Raw genomic sequence first — 16,228 nt, forward strand, 5'->3', positions numbered from 1 at the left:
AGGGTGTTGCGAGGCCGGTCCCGGCGTTGGGCGCACTGGGCCGGGTGCGGATGTCCCTCATGGTATCCGCGTTTGCAAAACGCGTCATTGTCGCGGTTCGGATGGAGTTTTGGGGATCGGCAGGGGGACGGTCAAGGACGACTGACGCTTCAAGGCGGAACCATGCCGCCGACAGACAAAGAGGCTGGCACGAATGGCGCCTTTGCAGTACTCTGGCCGCAGATCCGGCGCGAACCGGGCACGAAGACCCCGAACAGGGGCGCGAACGAGGCAGAAACGGCAGTGGTGGCATGACCGACATGGTGTATGGGGCCGTCCCCGAACGGGGCGGCGAACCGATTCTTCCCAAGTGGTGGCGGACGCTCGACAAATGGTCGATGTCCTGCGTGCTGATCCTGTTCGGGATCGGGCTGCTCCTGGGGCTTGCGGCCTCGCCGCCGCTGGCTGCGCGCAACGATTTCCAGCCGTTCCACTATGTTCAGCGGCAGGCCTTCTTTGGCGGGCTGGCCATTCTGGCGATGCTGCTCACCTCGATGATGTCGCCCACGCTGGTGCGGCGGCTGGCGGTGCTGGGCTTTCTGGGCTCCTTCGTGGCGCTGGCGCTTCTGCCCGTCTTCGGCACCGATTTCGGCAAGGGTGCGGTGCGCTGGTATTCGCTGGGCTTCGCCTCGGTGCAGCCCTCCGAGTTTCTCAAGCCCGGGTTCATGGTGGTGGCGGCCTGGCTGTTTGCCGCCTCGCAGGAGATCAACGGGCCGCCGGGGCGGCTGTGGTCCTTCTCGCTGTGCATGGCGATCGTGATGATGCTGGTGATGCAGCCGGATTTCGGGCAGGCCTGCCTGGTGCTGTTCGGCTGGGGTGTGATGTATTTCGTGGCCGGCGCGCCGATGCTGCTGCTGGTCATGATGGCCGGTGTGGTGGTTCTGGGCGGCATGGTGGCCTATTCCAATTCCGAGCATTTCGCCCGCCGCATCGACGGGTTTCTGAACCCCGATGTCGATCCCACGACCCAGCTGGGATATGCCACCAACGCGATCCGCGAGGGCGGGCTGTTCGGCGTCGGCGTTGGCGAAGGGCAGGTGAAATGGTCGCTGCCGGATGCGCATACCGATTTCATCATCGCGGTGGCGGCCGAGGAATACGGGCTGGTGCTGGTGCTGATCATCATTGCGCTCTATGCCTTGATCGTGGTGCGCTCGCTGTTTCGGCTAATGCGTGAGCGGGACATGTTCATCCGTCTTGCCGGGACCGGCCTGGCCTGCATCTTTGGCGTGCAGGCGATGATCAACATGGGCGTGGCGGTGCGACTGCTTCCCGCCAAGGGCATGACGCTGCCGTTCGTGAGCTATGGCGGCTCGTCCCTCATCGCGGGCGGTATTGCGGTCGGGATGCTTCTGTGTTTCACCCGCAGCCGCCCGCAGGGAGAGCTCGGCGATCTGTTGCGCGGGCGTGGATGATACAGGCCCGGAACAGCCGGGGCAGATGAACGGGCGGGCAGGATGACGCAGAAATACCTGATGATCGCGGCAGGCGGAACCGGGGGGCACATGTTCCCCGCGCAGGCGCTGGCCGAGGCGATGCTGCGCAAGGGCTGGCGGGTACGCCTGTCCACCGACGCCCGCGGTGCGCGCTATACCGGGGGCTTTCCGCACACGACCGAGATCGTGCAGGTTTCGAGCGCCACATTCGCGCGGGGCGGTCTTGTGGCCAAGGCGATGGTTGCGCCCCGTATCGCGGCGGGCGTTCTGTCGATGGCGCGGCAGATGCGCCGCGACCGGCCTGACGTGGTGGTGGGCTTTGGCGGTTACCCGTCGGTTCCGGCGCTGGCGGCGGCGACGCTGCTGGGCGTGCCCCGAATGATTCATGAACAGAACGGCGTGCTGGGGCGGGTGAACCAGATGTTCGCCAAGCGCGTGGCGCAGGTGGCCTGCGGTGTCTGGCCGACGGATCTGCCCGAGGGCGCCAATGGCATACATGTGGGCAATCCGGTGCGGGGCGCGGTGCTGGAGCGCGCCGGTGCGGCCTATATCGCGCCCGGTCCCTATCCGATGTCGGTTCTGGTGATGGGCGGCAGCCAGGGGGCGCGCATTCTGAGCGATGTGGTGCCCGAGGCCATCGCGGCACTGCCGGACGAAATGCGACAGTACATCCGGGTATCGCATCAGGCGCGCGACGAGGACGGGCCGCGGGTGACCGAATTCTACGCCGCCCATGGCATCGACGCCGATGTGCAGCCCTTCTTCAAGGATATTCCCCGGCGCATGTCCGAGGCGCAGCTGGTGATCAGCCGGGCGGGCGCGTCGAGCGTGGCCGATATCAGCGTGATCGGGCGGCCCTCGATCCTGATCCCCTATGCGGCGGCGGCGGGCGATCACCAGACCGCCAATGCGCGCGGGCTGACCGGCGCCAATGCCGCGATCCTGATCCCAGAAAGCGCTCTGAGCGTCGAGGCGCTGTCGGCGCAGATCGCCGCGGTGCTGTCCAATCCGGACGCGGCCCTGCAGATGGCCAATGCGGCCCTGTCGGTGGGCGCGCCGGATGCAACCGAACGCCTGGTGCAGCTGGTCGAGCAGCTGGCCGAAAAGGAGACATGATGACCCCAGCAACCAAACTGCCGCAGGATGTGGGCCCGATCCATTTCGTGGGCATCGGCGGTATCGGCATGTCGGGTATTGCCGAGGTGCTGCTGAACCTCGGCTACCGGGTGCAGGGCTCGGACCTGAAGGCATCGAAAATCACCGACCGGCTGGCCGGGCTGGGGGCGGAAATATTTACAGGACAGCGCGCCGAGAACCTTGGCCAGGCGGCGGTCGTGGTCGTTTCGTCGGCGATCAAGCCGGGCAACCCGGAACTTGATGGCGCGCGGGCGCGCGGCCTGCCGGTGGTGCGCCGCGCCGACATGCTGGCCGAGTTGATGCGGCTGAAATCGAACGTCGCGATTGCGGGAACGCATGGCAAGACGACCACCACGACCATGATGGCGGAACTCATGGTCGCGGGCGGGTTCGACCCGACCGTGGTCAACGGCGGCATCATCCATGCCTATGGTTCGAACGCGCGGATGGGACAGGGCGAGTGGATGGTGGTCGAGGCCGACGAGAGCGACGGCTCGTTCAACCGGTTGCCCGCCACCATCGCCATCGTGACGAATATCGACCCCGAGCACATGGAGCACTGGGGCTCGATCGAGGCGCTGCGCAAGGGATTCTTCGACTTCGTGTCGAACATCCCGTTCTACGGGCTGGCGGTATGCTGCACCGACCATTCCGAGGTGCAGGCGCTGGTGGGCCGGGTCACCGACCGCCGGGTGCGAACCTACGGCTTCAACGCCCAGGCGGATGTGCGCGCGGCGGGTCTGCGCTACGAGGGTGGGGTGGCACATTTCGACGTGCACCTGCAATACGAGGACGCGGTGATCGAGGGCTGCACCCTGCCGATGCCGGGGGACCACAACGTGTCGAACGCGCTCGCTGCCATCGCGGTTGCGCGCCATCTCGGGATGGCGGGGAAAGACATTCGCGCGGCGCTGGCCGCATTCGGCGGAGTGAACCGGCGGTTCACCAAGGTGGGCGAGGTCGGCGGCGTTACCGTCATCGACGATTACGGTCATCACCCCGTCGAGATCGCGGCGGTGCTGAAGGCGGCGCGCCAGGCCAGTTCGGGCCGGGTGATCGCGGTGCACCAGCCGCATCGTTACACGCGGCTGCATAATCTCTTCGAGGAGTTCTGCGCCTGTTTCAACGAGGCCGACGTGGTGGCCATCGCCGAGGTCTATGCCGCTGGAGAAGATCCGATCGAAGGTGCAGACCGCGACGCGCTGGTCGCCGGGCTGATCCGGCATGGTCATCGCCATGCCAGCGCCATCCTGTGCGAGGATGATCTGGAACGACTGGTGCGCGCATACGCCCGACCGGGCGACATGGTGGTCTGTCTCGGGGCGGGAACCATCAGCACGTGGGCCAACAACCTGCCGGGGCGCCTGAAAGGATAGCCGAGATGACGGAACCCCCGTTGAAGCGCCGGATCGGTCTGGGATTGCTGACCGCCTACGGCGTGGGCGTGATGGTGGGGGCCGGGATCTATGTGCTGGTGGGCGCGGTGGCGGCGGATGCCGGGATCTGGGCGCCGCTGGCCTTTGTCGTGGCGGGGCTGATCGCTGCGCCGACGGCGCTGAGCTATGCCGAGTTCTCGACCCGGTTGCCCGAGGCTGCGGGCGAGGCGGCCTATGTGGGCGCCGGGCTGAACAGCCGGGCGCTGGCCCTGCTCGTCGGGCTGGCGGTGGTGTCGGCGGGCACCGTGTCGGCGGGTGCTGTGCTGCGCGGCGGCGTCGGTTACCTGACCGGGATCGTCTCGGTCGATCCGGTCTGGGCGATGGTGGGCTTGGGCGTGGCACTGACGCTGGTCGCGGTGGCGGGCGTGCTGGAAAGCCTGGCGCTGGCGGCGGTGTTCACGGCGATCGAACTGGGCGGGCTGGTGCTGGTGATCTGGGCGGGGCTGGGGGCCGAGGCCTCGCCGGACTGGTCGGCGCCCGCGGCGCCGGTCTGGGCCGGGATCGGGCTGGGCGGCATTCTGGCGTTCTTTGCCTTCATCGGATTCGAGGATATCGTCAACATGGCCGAGGAGGTCGAGAACCCCGAGCGCACCCTGCCGCGTGCAATCCTGTACGCGCTGGTCCTGACCTCTCTGCTCTATGGCCTCGTGGCGTTTGCCGCGGTGCGGGCGGTGCCGCTTGACCAATTGGGCCAGTCGCGCAGCCCGCTGGCGCTGATCTGGCAGGTGACGCGCGGCGGCGATGCGAGGTTCCTGTCGGCGATCGCCGTCTTCGCGGCGCTGAACGGCATATTGGCGCAGATCGTGATGGCGGCGCGGGTTCTCTACGGGCTGGGCGGGCGCCATCCGGCGCTGGGCCGGTTCCACCATGCGCATCCGCGCTTTGGCACGCCGGTGCTGGCGACGGTGCTGGTCGGGGCGGCGGTGATCCTTTGCGCGCTTTATGTGCCGCTTGAAACGCTGGCCGGGACCACCTCGTCGATCCTGCTGGGTGTGTTTGCGCTGGTCAACGCGGCGCTGATCGTCCAGAAAAGGCGGGAGCCCGAGGCCCGGTTCCGGGTGCCGATGGCCGTTCCGGTGGTGGGGCTGGTCCTGTCGCTCGGGGCGCTTGCGGTTGCATTGAAGGGGGTGACATGAGCCTGTCGATCATTCTGGGCACCGCCTGGGTGCTGGCCGCGACCGGTGTGGCGTTGCTGCCGTTGCGGCGCCAATACGCGCCGGGACTGGCGCTGCTGATCCTTGCGCCGATGCTGATCCTGTTCATCGGTTACGAGCACGGGGTGCTGCCGGGGCTGCTGGCGCTGGCGGCTTTCGTGTCGATGTTCCGAAACCCGTTGCGCTACCTTTGGGGCAGGGCCACGGGCCGCGGGCGGGAGTCAGCGGAATGAGCCTGTCGCTGATCCTGGCCTGTGTCTGGGCCGTGGCGGCAAATGTCATCGCGATGCTGCCCAGCCGCGACCATCACTGGCGCAATGCCTATATGCTGATCGCGGTGGGCATTCCGATCCTGGGTTATGTGACCTATGAGAACGGGCCGTGGATCGGGCTGGTGGTGCTGGCAGGTGGCATGTCCGTGCTGCGCTGGCCGGTGATCTACCTGGGCCGCTGGCTGCGGCGTCCGCGGCCCTGATCGCGGTGGACCCGGAGTTCCTGATACCGGTCGGATTGCTGGCTTTGGGGATCGGCGCGGGCGTTGTGCTGGCGCGGATCGGGGCCGCGATCTGGGCGGTACTGGCCGCGCTGGCGGCGGTGGCCATTGCCTGGCTGCTGGTGTTTCACTCGCAACTTTTCGGATGGGAAGGGATGGGCCCGGGCATCGTGGGCGTCCTCTTCTGCCTGCCGCTGGCGCTGGGGCTGCTTGCCGGCGCTGCCTTTGGCTGCTGGAGGCGCAGGCGTGACCGATAAGCTGTTGCTCTATGTCATCCTGCTGGCGATTTTTGGCGGTGCGGCCCAGCTGGGCCGGACGGGGCGACCGGGCTGAGCTTTGCCGTTGTTCGCGGGGGGCGATCCGGGTTACATGCCGGGTGCGAACAGGACGGGCAGGCAGAGATGATTGACACCAGCAAGATACGCGGCAGGCTGACTCCGAACCGGGCGCTGTCGGAACTGACCTGGCTGCGCGTCGGTGGACCGGCGGACTGGCTGTTCCAGCCTGCCGATATGGAGGATCTGCAAAGCTTTCTGCGTGACCTTCCGCCAGCGGTGGCGGTGTTCCCGATGGGCGTGGGGTCAAACCTGATCGTGCGGGACGGCGGCTTGCGCGCGGTGGTGATCCGGCTGGGGCGGGGTTTCAACGGGATCGAGGTGACGGGCGATACCGTCACCGCCGGGGCGGCGGCGCTGGATGCGCATGTGGCGAAGAAGGCGGCGGATGCGGGCGTTGACCTGACGTTCCTGCGGACCATTCCCGGCTCGATCGGCGGGGCGGTGCGAATGAACGCGGGCTGTTATGGCAGCTATTTGGCGGATGTGTTCCACTCGGCGACCGTGGTGACGCGCGCCGGCGAGACCGCCGAACTGTGCGCCGATGACCTGAATTTCCGCTATCGCCAGTCCGACCTGCCCGAGGGCGCGGTGCTGGTTTCAGCGGTGCTGCGCGGGCCGCAGGGCGATCCGGCGGAACTGCATACCCGGATGGAGGCCCAGCTGCAAAAACGCGACGAGACCCAACCCACCCGAGACCGCAGCGCCGGATCGACCTTTCGCAATCCGGCCGGGTTTTCTTCGACCGGGCGGGCGGATGACACGCATGAATTGAAGGCCTGGAAGGTGATCGATGACGCCGGGATGCGCGGCGCGCGCCGAGGCGGGGCGCAGATGAGCGAGAAACATTCGAACTTCCTGATCAATACCGGTGGCGCTACGGCCTCGGATCTCGAAGGTCTGGGCGAGGAGGTGCGAAAAAAGGTTTACGACACCAGCGGCATAACGCTAGAGTGGGAAATCATGCGGGTCGGAGATCCGCGACAAGACTAAAACCCCGAAACCGTTAACCCTTTCAGGCAAGTACAGGGGCGGAGTCCGGGGATCAGGACAGCAACGGGTCACAAGATAAGACCTGGAAAACACAGAGGCACTGAGTTGGGTCAGTCGAGCGGGACACACCCCAAGGTGGCGGTATTGATGGGCGGACCCTCGGCCGAGCGCGAGGTGTCGCTTGTCAGCGGACGTGAATGTGCCGCAGCGCTGCGGGGAGAAGGGTTCGACGCGGTCGAACTGGATGCGGGGCCGGACCTGTGCGACCGGTTGCGCGAGATCGCGCCCGACGTCGTTTTCAACGCATTGCATGGCCGCTGGGGCGAGGACGGCTGCGTGCAGGGCCTGCTGGAGTGGCTGCGGATCCCCTATACGCATTCCGGGGTTCTGGCCTCGTCGCTGGCGATGGACAAGCAGCGCACCAAGGACGTGTACCGGGCCGCAGGGCTTCCGGTTGTCGAGAGCGTGATCGCGGATCGCGGGTCGGTCGAGGCCGCGCATGTGATGGCGCCGCCCTATGTGGTCAAGCCCAACAACGAGGGTTCCTCGGTCGGGATCTATATCGTGCAGGAAAGCGCCAACCGGCCGCCGCAGCTCTCGCCGGAGATGCCGGCGCAGGTGATGGTCGAGCAATACGTGCCGGGACGTGAGATGACGACCACGGTGATGGGCGACCGTTCGCTGACGGTGACCGATATCATCACCGAGGGTTGGTACGACTATCACGCCAAATATGCGCCGGGCGGGTCGCGCCACGTGGTGCCGGCGGAGATCCCGCAGGAGATTTTCGACCTCTGCCTCGACTATGCGCTGCGTGCCCACAGGGCGTTGGGGTGCCGGGGCGTGAGCCGCACCGATTTCCGCTGGGACGAGGCGCGCGGCGCCGATGGGCTCTACCTGCTTGAAACCAACACGCAGCCGGGCATGACGCCCACCTCGCTGGCACCGGAACAGGCGTCGGCGCTGGGGATGACATTCGGGCAGCTCTGCGCCTGGCTGGTGGAGGACGCCTCGTGCAATCGCTGAAGCGCACCCTTTTGCCAATACGGTTTCGCCCGCACCTTCCGGCCGGGCAAGACGCTGAATTCGGCGCCGCAGGGGATGCGGAAGCTACGGGTTCGGCCATTCGCCTGGAGGGGCTGACGCGTCTCAAATCCGGCGCCAGGAAATCCGACCCGGCCCCGTCGCGGCTGAGCTACCGGATGCAGCGCTGGATGCTGACGCCCGGCATTCGCCTGGGTCTGCGCATCGGGGTCCCCTTCTGCCTGGTCTTTGCCCTGGGCAGCGGGTTTCTGGCCAGCGAAAAGCGTCGCGACGCATTGAATGCCTTTGTCGCCGATGTGCGCGCCTCGATCCAGGAACGGCCGGAGTTCATGGTCAAACTGATGGCGATCGACGGGGCGGGGTCCAACCTGGCCGCGGATATCCGCGAGGTGGTGCCGATCGACTTTCCTGTCAGTTCCTTCGATCTGGATGTCGAACAGATAAGGCAGGTGATCACCGGACTTGATCCGGTGAGGAACGCCAGCGTGCGCATAAGGCCCGGTGGCATCCTGCAGGTGGATGTGGTCGAGCGACAGCCGGCGGTTATCTGGAGAACGCGCGGCGGGCTGGAAATGCTGGATGAAACCGGGGCGCATGTGGATGACCTTGCCGCGCGCGGCGATCGCTCCGACCTGCCCCTGGTCGCAGGCGAGGGGGCTGACAAGCACGTGGAGGAGGCGCTCAGGCTGCTTGCAACCGCCAAGCCGCTGGGCGACCGGATGCGCGGCCTTGTCCGGATCGGCGAGCGGCGCTGGGATGTGGTTCTGGACCGTGGCCAGCGCATCCTGTTGCCGGAACAACGGCCGGTACAGGCGCTGGAGCGGGTTCTGGCGGTGAACGAGGTGCAGGATCTTCTGGAACGGGATGTCGCCGATATCGACATGCGGTTGGGCGCGAGACCCACGATCAGAATGACCGAGGCGGCCAATGCCGAATGGTGGCAGAGCAATAAAACGAGCGGAAACGGGCAGTAAGACAGATGATGACGGATCTTTATCAGTCGCAACGTGCAATGCGTCAGATGCGCCAGCAAGCCATACAGCGGGGCGTTGTCGCCATTCTGGATGTGGGGAGTTCGAAGATATCCTGCCTAGTGCTGCGCTTTGACGGGTCGGGCAGGCTGAGCGACGACGCTTCGGTTGGGTCCATGGCGGGGCAGACGGGGTTCCGGGTGATCGGCGCCGCGACAACGCGGTCGCGCGGGGTGCAGTTTGGCGAGATCACAGCCATGCAGGAGACCGAGCGCGCCATCCGTACCGCGCTTCAGGCGGCGCAGAAGATGGCCGACATCCGCGTCGATCACGTGATCGCCTGTTTTTCCGGGGCGAACCCGCGGTCCTATGGTCTTGATGCCGAGGTCGAACTGGAAACCCAGGTCGTGACCGAGGCCGAAATCGGCCGGGTGCTGAACGCCTGCGAAGTGCCCGAATACGGCGCCGGGCGCGAGGTTCTTCATGCACAACCGGTGAATTTCGCACTCGACAATCGCTCGGGTCTCATCGACCCGCGTGGCCAGCTGGGGCAAACCCTGTCCGTCGACATGCACATGTTGACGGTGGACTCGACCGCCATCCGCAACCTCGCGCATTGCATCAAGCGCTGCGATCTTGAACTGGCCGGGATCGCCAACTCGGGTTACGTTTCCGGGGTTTCCGCCCTGGTCGAGGACGAGCAGGAACTTGGCGCCGCCTGCATCGATCTCGGGGGCGGAACCACCAGCGTTTCGATCTTTCTCAAGAAGCACATGATCTTTGCCGATTGCGTCCGCATGGGCGGCGACCATGTTACTGGCGACATTTCGATGGGCCTGGGCGTTCCGACCGCGAATGCCGAGCGGATCAAGACCTTTTCCGGAGGGGTACACGCCACCGGCGCGGATGACCGAGAAATGATAGATATCGGCGGCGATACCGGCGACTGGGAGCACGACCGGCGCACCGTGAGCCGGGCCGAGCTGATCGGCATCATGCGGCCGCGGGTCGAGGAAATTCTCGAAGAGGTGCGGGTGCGGCTTGACGCTGCGGGTTTCGACCACTTGCCAAGTCAGCAGATCGTCCTGACCGGCGGTGGCAGCCAGATCATGGGGCTGGATGGCCTGGCCAGCCGCATTCTCGGTCAGCGGGTGCGGCTTGGCCGACCGCTGCGCGTGCATGGGCTGCCGCAATCCGCGACCGGGCCGGGTTTCTCGTCGGTCGTCGGGCTCAGCCTGTTCGCCGCCCACCCGCAGGACGAATGGTGGGATTTCGAGGTGCCGGTCGATCGCTATCCGGCCCGCTCCCTGCGGCGCGCGGTCAAATGGTTCCGCGACAACTGGTAGGCGCCTGCTTCGGTGGTTTTTCAAAGCTTTGCGGTGACAAACCGATTGCGCCGTGATAAGAAACAGGCAAGCGCCCGGCAAGCGGCGCCTGATGGGGCGAGCAGGTCCCTCGGAAATTCCTAACTTGTGATTCCCGCCGCTGATGGCGTGCGGGGGTCTGTCTTTTTGTGTCTGCTTGCGCGAGATCCGCAATATCTGCCGTGATCGGCGAAATACCGCGTCTCTGGCCAGAATCTTTCCATATTTTGTGTCGATTTTGCGTTTTGCGCGTGACGAACCGGGCCGAGAACGGTAGGATTGCCTGTGGATAGGTAAGAAAAATCTCTGCAAAGGCAGGGTGTAGAACAGGCGGACAGAGCATGACATTGAACCTTTCGATGCCCGGACAGGAAGAGTTGAAGCCGCGGATCACCGTTTTCGGGGTCGGCGGGGCTGGCGGAAACGCGGTCAACAACATGATCGAGAAACAGCTGGAAGGCGTCGACTTCGTCGTCGCCAACACCGATGCGCAGGCGCTGCAACAGACCAAGGCGCCATCGCGGATCCAGTTGGGCGTCAAGGTTACCGAAGGTCTGGGTGCCGGTGCGCGGGCCAGTGTTGGCGCCGCCGCCGCCGAGGAAAGCATCGAGCAGATCGTGGACCACCTTGCCGGGGCGCATATGTGCTTCATCACTGCCGGCATGGGCGGCGGCACCGGAACCGGCGCCGCGCCGATCATTGCGCAGGCGGCGCGTGAGCTTGGCGTTCTGACCGTTGGCGTCGTGACCAAGCCGTTCCAGTTCGAAGGTGCCAAGCGCATGCGTCAGGCCGAGGACGGTGTTGACGCGCTGCAAAAGGTCGTGGACACGCTGATCATCATTCCCAACCAGAACCTGTTCCGCCTTGCCAACGAAAAGACGACCTTTACCGAGGCGTTCAGCATGGCCGATGACGTGCTCTACCAGGGCGTCAAGGGCGTGACCGACCTGATGGTGCGACCGGGCCTGATCAACCTCGATTTCGCCGATGTGCGCGCCGTGATGGACGAGATGGGCAAGGCGATGATGGGGACTGGCGAAGCCTCGGGCGAGGACCGCGCCGTACAGGCCGCCGAGAAGGCAATCGCCAACCCGCTTTTGGACGAGATCAGCCTGAACGGCGCCAAGGGCGTTCTGATCAACATCACCGGCGGACACGACCTGACGCTGTTCGAACTCGACGAGGCGGCCAATATCATCCGCGAAAAGGTGGACCCGGACGCCAACATCATTGTCGGCTCCACGCTCGATACCTCGCTCGAAGGGGCAATGCGTGTTTCGGTGGTCGCCACCGGGATCGACGCGGTCGATGTCAATGCGGACATGCCGGTGCCGCGCCGATCGATGACGGCACCGCTCAAGCAAAAGATCGCCGCCGAGGAGAAGCAGGCGCCTTTGACGCTGGAGAAGCTGGCGCCGGTGGCCGAGACCGCCGAAGAACCGACCCTGTTTGAAGGCATGGAGGTCGAGGAAGTCGCCGCGCGTGACCTGGGCGAGGATATCTTCGAAGCCGAGGAACCGGAACTGGTTGACGAGGATGGCCTGCCGCCGCCCGCCTATCAGCCGCAGGTTCCGGAATTCAACCCGCGTTCCTATGTCGAGGAAGAACCGGCCGAAACCTATGTCGCGCCGCGCGCGCCTGCACCGGGCACCCCGTCTCCGGAAGCCTTGCGCCGTCTTCAGGCCGCCGCGCAAAAAGTGCCGCATGCTCCTCAGCAGGGGCAGCGCCCGACTGCTCAGCCCAGCGCCGAGAAACCCCGATTCGGGTTCAACCGTCTGATCGACCGCATGACCGGCCATGCCCCGGACATGCCTGCGGAGCGGCCTGCCGCCCCGGCGCGTCAGCAACCGGTGGTGCGCCAGAGTGACTCCACCGCCGCCGCGCGGGCCGAACCCGATCCGGATCGGGAACGGATCGAAATTCCGGCCTTCCTGCGGCGTCAAGCCAACTGATAGCGGTCACAACTGAAACAGAAAAGGCTGCCTTTTGGCAGCCTTTTCTGTTTCATTAACAATGGGTTGGATCACCATACGCAGAGTTTTGCCGATCTGTTACCAAACTGTTTCAATCGGTTACAAAGATTGAGTTGAGGCTTTGGGGGCGGTCGCTTACCTGAGATGCAACACAGCTCGCAGAGGCTGTAAACAGTGCCCAGAGGCCGAATTTGCAACATACGCTGAAAACCTCGGTGACCTTCGTCGGAAACGGACTTCACAGCGGTGCACCCGCAAGGATGACCGTCAGACCCGCCGCGGCAGGTCATGGCATCTGGTTCAAACGGACAGACATCGAAATCGGCGATTCCATGATCCCGGCAATTTATGACCTGGTGGAACGCACCCCGTTGTGCACCCGTCTCGTCAACGAGGCCGGGGTCTCGGTGTCGACCGTCGAGCACATCATGGCCGCGCTGGCGGGATGCGGCGTGCACAATGCCCTGATCGAGATCGACGGTCCCGAAGTGCCTATCATGGACGGCTCGTCGGTGGACTTCGTGCGCGGGATCATGACGCGTGGCGTCCGCCAGCAGGCGGCGCCGGTGCTGGCCTATCAGGTGCTCAAGACGATCACGGTCGAAAAGGACGGAGCCAGCGCCACCCTGATGCCGGCGGATGGGCTGGAGATCGAATTCACCATCGACTTTGCAGATGCCGCGATCGGTCGTCAGACCCGCCGGATGGACATGCGCAACGGCAGTTTTGTGCGAGAACTGAGTGACAGCCGCACGTTCTGCCGCAGGGCGGATGTGGAGGCGATGCGCGCAAACGGGCTGGCGCTGGGGGGTACGCTGGAAAACGCCGTGGTGGTTGATGGCGCGGATGTGCTGACGCCGGGCGGGTTGCGCCATGCCGACGAGGCGGTGCGCCACAAGATGCTGGATGCGCTGGGAGATCTCTACATGGCGGGCGGGCCGATTCTGGGCCGGTATGTCGGCGAGAAGGCCGGACATTCGCTGACCAATACGCTGTTGCGGACCCTGTTCGAAACCCCCGGCGCGGTGCGCCCGATCCTGTGTTCGCCGGAACAGGCGGCGCTGTTGCCGGGCCAGGGCCTGATCTGGTCGGAAATCCCTCAGGTTGCCTGATTTGCGTCGGAAAGTCCGCTTGCGCATCGAACAGGTTCAATCGCCCGGCTGTGAAGCCGGGCGATGCGTTTAGGGCGTTTTGCAGCGGAAATTAATGTGCTAGACCGAGGCGCAACAGGGGGACACACTCCGCTCGCAGGACGACAAGGACAAGCGGCATGAATGGCAGCAGGGCAGGGGCCAGGGTTATCGGCGCATTACTTCTGGCGACGGTTCTGACGGCATGTAGCGGGGGCGCGTTCCGCACGGCGGCCGACCGGACGCAGAATCTCGAAGCCTATACGCCCGAGCAGATCTTCGAGCGCGGCGAATACGAGCTGGCGCAGAAGCGCACGGACGATGCGGCTTTCTATTTCTCCGAGGTCGAACGGCTCTATCCCTATTCCAATTGGGCCAAGCGGGCGCTGATCATGCAGGCGTTCACGTTCCATGCGGGCAAGGACTATCCCGAAAGCCGCGCGGCGGCGCAGCGCTATATCGATTTCTACCCGGCGGATGAAGACGCCGCCTATGCGCAGTATCTGCTGGCGCTCAGCTATTACGACCAGATCGACGAGGTTGGCCGCGACCAGGGCCTGACGTTCCAGGCGTTGCAGGCGCTGAGGACGGTGATCGAGGTTTATCCGGACAGCGAATATGCCACTTCGGCCATCCTGAAGTTCGACCTGGCGTTCGACCATCTGGCCAGCAAGGAAATGGAAATCGGCCGCTATTACCTGCGCCGCCAGCACTATACCGCGGCGATCAACCGCTTCCGTGTGGTGGTCGAGGATTTCCAGACCACGACTCATACCGCCGAGGCGCTGCACCGTCTGGTCGAAGCCTATCTGTCTCTGGGACTGGTGGACGAGGCGCAGACCGCGGGCGCGATCCTGGGCTACAACTACCAGTCCTCGGAATGGTACGAGGCCAGCTACAGGCTGTTGACAGCGCGCGGGCTCAAGATGCGCGATCCGGGCAATAACTGGCTGAGCCAGATCTACCGCCAGTCGATCAAGGGCCAGTGGTTGTAAGGGGGCGGCGGGCCTCTGGCCCGCCCTGCGGTGCTGCCGATGCTTCGGGCGCTTGAGATAAGGGACATGCTCATCATCGACCGGCTGGAGCTTGAGCTCCAACCGGGTCTGAACGTGCTGACTGGCGAGACCGGGGCGGGCAAGTCGATCCTGCTGGACAGCCTGGGGTTCGTGCTGGGATGGCGCGGGCGGGCGGAACTGGTGCGGCAGGGCGCGGCGCAGGGCGAGGTGACGGCGGAATTCCAGCTGTCCGATGGACACCCGGCGCATGGGATCCTGGCCGAGGCGGGGCTGCCGGGCGGCGCACAGCTGATCCTGCGGCGGGTAAACACGGCGGATGGCCGCAAGACCGCCTGGGTCAACGACAGGCGCTGTTCCGGAGAGGTGCTGCGGGCGCTTTCCGAGACGCTGGTGGAACTGCATGGCCAGCACGACGACCGTGGCCTGCTGAATCCGCGCGGCCACCGCGCGATGCTGGATGCCTATGCCGGGCACGAGGCGTTGCTAGTTCAGGTGCGTGACAGCTGGAGCGCCAGAAGCCGCGCCCGCCGCAAGGTGGAACAGACCGAAGCGGCGCTGGCGGCGGTTCGGGCGGAAGAGGATTTCCTGCGCCATGCGGTGGCCGAACTGGACAAGCTCGATCCGCAGCCGGGCGAAGAGGCGGCGCTGGATGCGCAACGCCGGATGATGCAGGGGGCCGAACGGATCCGCGACGACTTGGCCCGCGCGTTCCAGTTGCTTGGCAATGAGGGGGCCGAAGGCGCGATGGGAGATGCCTTGCGCTGGCTGGAAGGCGTGAGCGACAAGGCCGGGGGCCGGCTGGAGGCGCCGATCGCCGCGCTGGGGCGGGCGATGATCGAACTGGGCGAGGCGTTCTCGGGTGTCGAGGATTGCCTTGAGGCGCTTGATTTCAACCCGATGGAACTGGAACAGGTCGAAGAACGCCTCTTCGCCATCCGCGCGCTGGCGCGCAAATACGATGTCTTGCCGGATGATCTGGCGGGGCATGCCGATACGCTCAGGGCCAGGTTGACGGCGCTGGACGCGGGGGATGCGGATCTGGCGGGCTTGTCGAAGGAACTCGCGGCGGCCGAGGCTGCCTATGACGCGGCAGCCGGCGCGCTTTCGCAGGCGCGGCTTGGGGCGGGCGCGGCGCTCGATGCGGCGGTGATGGCGGAACTGACGCCGCTGAAGATGGAGCGCGCGGTGTTCCAGACCCGTCTGGAACCGTCGGAACCGGGGCCAGAGGGGCGGGATGCGGTGACCTTTGAGGTGGCGACCAACCCCGGCGCGCCCTCGGGGCCGCTCAACCGCATTGCTTCGGGTGGGGAACTGAGCCGGTTCCTGCTGGCGCTCAAGGTCTGCCTGCATGGCGATGACCGGGGCGTGACCATGATCTTTGACGAGATCGACCGGGGCGTCGGCGGCGCCACGGCGGATGCGGTCGGGCGACGGCTGGCGGCGCTCGCCGAGGGCGGGCAGGTGCTGGTGGTGACGCATTCGCCCCAGGTGGCGGCGCGGGGCGGACATCACTGGCGAGTGCAAAAGGACGTGGCCGATGGCGCGACCCTGTCGACGGTGGTTCCGCTGGGTGCAGAGGACCGTGTCGACGAGATCGCCCGCATGGTCGCCGGAGACACGATCACCGATGCGGCGCGGGCGGCGGCAAGGGCATTGCTGGCCTCCTGATCCTTACGCAACACTTGCCGACAAGCAGGTGAGACCTTG

15 protein-coding genes are annotated in these 16,228 nt (G+C 65.6%); all 15 read left to right on the forward strand.

The window, feature by feature from the left end; all coding sequences use genetic code 11:
* Nucleotides 1-290 precede the first annotated feature (290 nt).
* The 15 genes from ftsW to recN all read left to right on the forward strand — a co-directional run bounded on the left by ftsW (nucleotide 291) and on the right by recN (nucleotide 16,189).
* The gene (ftsW, locus tag BLT75_RS09730) at nucleotides 291-1,454 is read left to right on the forward strand and encodes a putative lipid II flippase FtsW (RefSeq protein ID WP_093030235.1); all 1,164 of its coding nucleotides are present in this window, start codon (nucleotides 291-293) and stop codon (nucleotides 1,452-1,454) included.
* Between the two features lie 42 nt (nucleotides 1,455-1,496).
* Nucleotides 1,497-2,591: an undecaprenyldiphospho-muramoylpentapeptide beta-N-acetylglucosaminyltransferase gene (murG, locus tag BLT75_RS09735; RefSeq protein ID WP_093030238.1), complete on the forward strand. Its 1,095-nt coding sequence runs from the start codon at nucleotides 1,497-1,499 to the stop codon at nucleotides 2,589-2,591.
* The gene (murC, locus tag BLT75_RS09740; protein ID WP_093030561.1) at nucleotides 2,591-3,988 is read left to right on the forward strand and encodes a UDP-N-acetylmuramate--L-alanine ligase; all 1,398 of its coding nucleotides are present in this window, start codon (nucleotides 2,591-2,593) and stop codon (nucleotides 3,986-3,988) included. The genes murG and murC overlap by 1 nt, the downstream gene beginning before the upstream one ends.
* 5 nt (nucleotides 3,989-3,993) lie before the next feature.
* Entirely contained in the window at nucleotides 3,994-5,184 is a 1,191-nt protein-coding gene (locus tag BLT75_RS09745) for an APC family permease (protein ID WP_093030241.1), read from the forward strand.
* A complete protein-coding gene (locus tag BLT75_RS09750) occupies nucleotides 5,181-5,435 on the forward strand; it encodes a DUF2484 family protein (protein WP_093030243.1) in 255 nt (84 codons plus the stop codon). The genes BLT75_RS09745 and BLT75_RS09750 overlap by 4 nt, the downstream gene beginning before the upstream one ends.
* Nucleotides 5,432-5,677: a DUF2484 family protein gene (locus BLT75_RS09755; protein WP_093030246.1), complete on the forward strand. Its 246-nt coding sequence runs from the start codon at nucleotides 5,432-5,434 to the stop codon at nucleotides 5,675-5,677. Before BLT75_RS09750 ends, BLT75_RS09755 begins: the two co-directional genes overlap by 4 nt.
* A 5-nt stretch (nucleotides 5,678-5,682) precedes the next feature.
* The gene (locus tag BLT75_RS09760; protein WP_093030249.1) at nucleotides 5,683-5,952 is read left to right on the forward strand and encodes a hypothetical protein; all 270 of its coding nucleotides are present in this window, start codon (nucleotides 5,683-5,685) and stop codon (nucleotides 5,950-5,952) included.
* A 144-nt stretch (nucleotides 5,953-6,096) separates the two neighbouring features.
* Nucleotides 6,097-7,023 carry a UDP-N-acetylmuramate dehydrogenase gene (gene murB, locus BLT75_RS09765; RefSeq protein ID WP_093030252.1) on the forward strand — a complete coding sequence of 309 codons (927 nt, stop codon included), beginning with the start codon at nucleotides 6,097-6,099 and terminating at the stop codon, nucleotides 7,021-7,023.
* A gap of 105 nt (nucleotides 7,024-7,128) precedes the next feature.
* Complete coding sequence (locus BLT75_RS09770) at nucleotides 7,129-8,049, forward strand: D-alanine--D-alanine ligase (protein ID WP_093030255.1); 921 nt, start codon at nucleotides 7,129-7,131, stop codon at nucleotides 8,047-8,049.
* A complete protein-coding gene (locus tag BLT75_RS09775; protein ID WP_425441130.1) occupies nucleotides 8,037-9,041 on the forward strand; it encodes a cell division protein FtsQ/DivIB in 1,005 nt (334 codons plus the stop codon). Before BLT75_RS09770 ends, BLT75_RS09775 begins: the two co-directional genes overlap by 13 nt.
* Before the next feature lie 8 nt (nucleotides 9,042-9,049).
* On the forward strand, nucleotides 9,050-10,384 hold the full coding sequence (gene ftsA / locus BLT75_RS09780) for a cell division protein FtsA (RefSeq protein WP_093030568.1): 1,335 nt from the start codon (nucleotides 9,050-9,052) through the stop codon (nucleotides 10,382-10,384).
* A gap of 359 nt (nucleotides 10,385-10,743) precedes the next feature.
* Nucleotides 10,744-12,354, forward strand: a complete 1,611-nt coding sequence (gene ftsZ, locus BLT75_RS09785; RefSeq protein ID WP_093030258.1) for a cell division protein FtsZ — start codon at nucleotides 10,744-10,746, stop codon at nucleotides 12,352-12,354.
* Nucleotides 12,355-12,566: 212 nt separating this feature from the next.
* Nucleotides 12,567-13,487 (forward strand): UDP-3-O-acyl-N-acetylglucosamine deacetylase, encoded by a 921-nt coding sequence (gene lpxC, locus BLT75_RS09790; protein WP_093030261.1) that lies wholly within the window; start codon nucleotides 12,567-12,569, stop codon nucleotides 13,485-13,487.
* A 158-nt stretch (nucleotides 13,488-13,645) separates the two neighbouring features.
* Complete coding sequence (locus BLT75_RS09795) at nucleotides 13,646-14,500, forward strand: outer membrane protein assembly factor BamD (RefSeq protein WP_093030264.1); 855 nt, start codon at nucleotides 13,646-13,648, stop codon at nucleotides 14,498-14,500.
* A gap of 39 nt (nucleotides 14,501-14,539) precedes the next feature.
* Nucleotides 14,540-16,189, forward strand: a complete 1,650-nt coding sequence (recN, locus tag BLT75_RS09800) for a DNA repair protein RecN (RefSeq protein WP_093030572.1) — start codon at nucleotides 14,540-14,542, stop codon at nucleotides 16,187-16,189.
* The last annotated feature ends 39 nt before the right edge of the window (nucleotides 16,190-16,228 follow it).

Source organism: Ruegeria marina, from assembly GCF_900101475.1.
Taxonomy (GTDB): Bacteria; Pseudomonadota; Alphaproteobacteria; order Rhodobacterales; family Rhodobacteraceae; genus Ruegeria_B; species Ruegeria_B marina.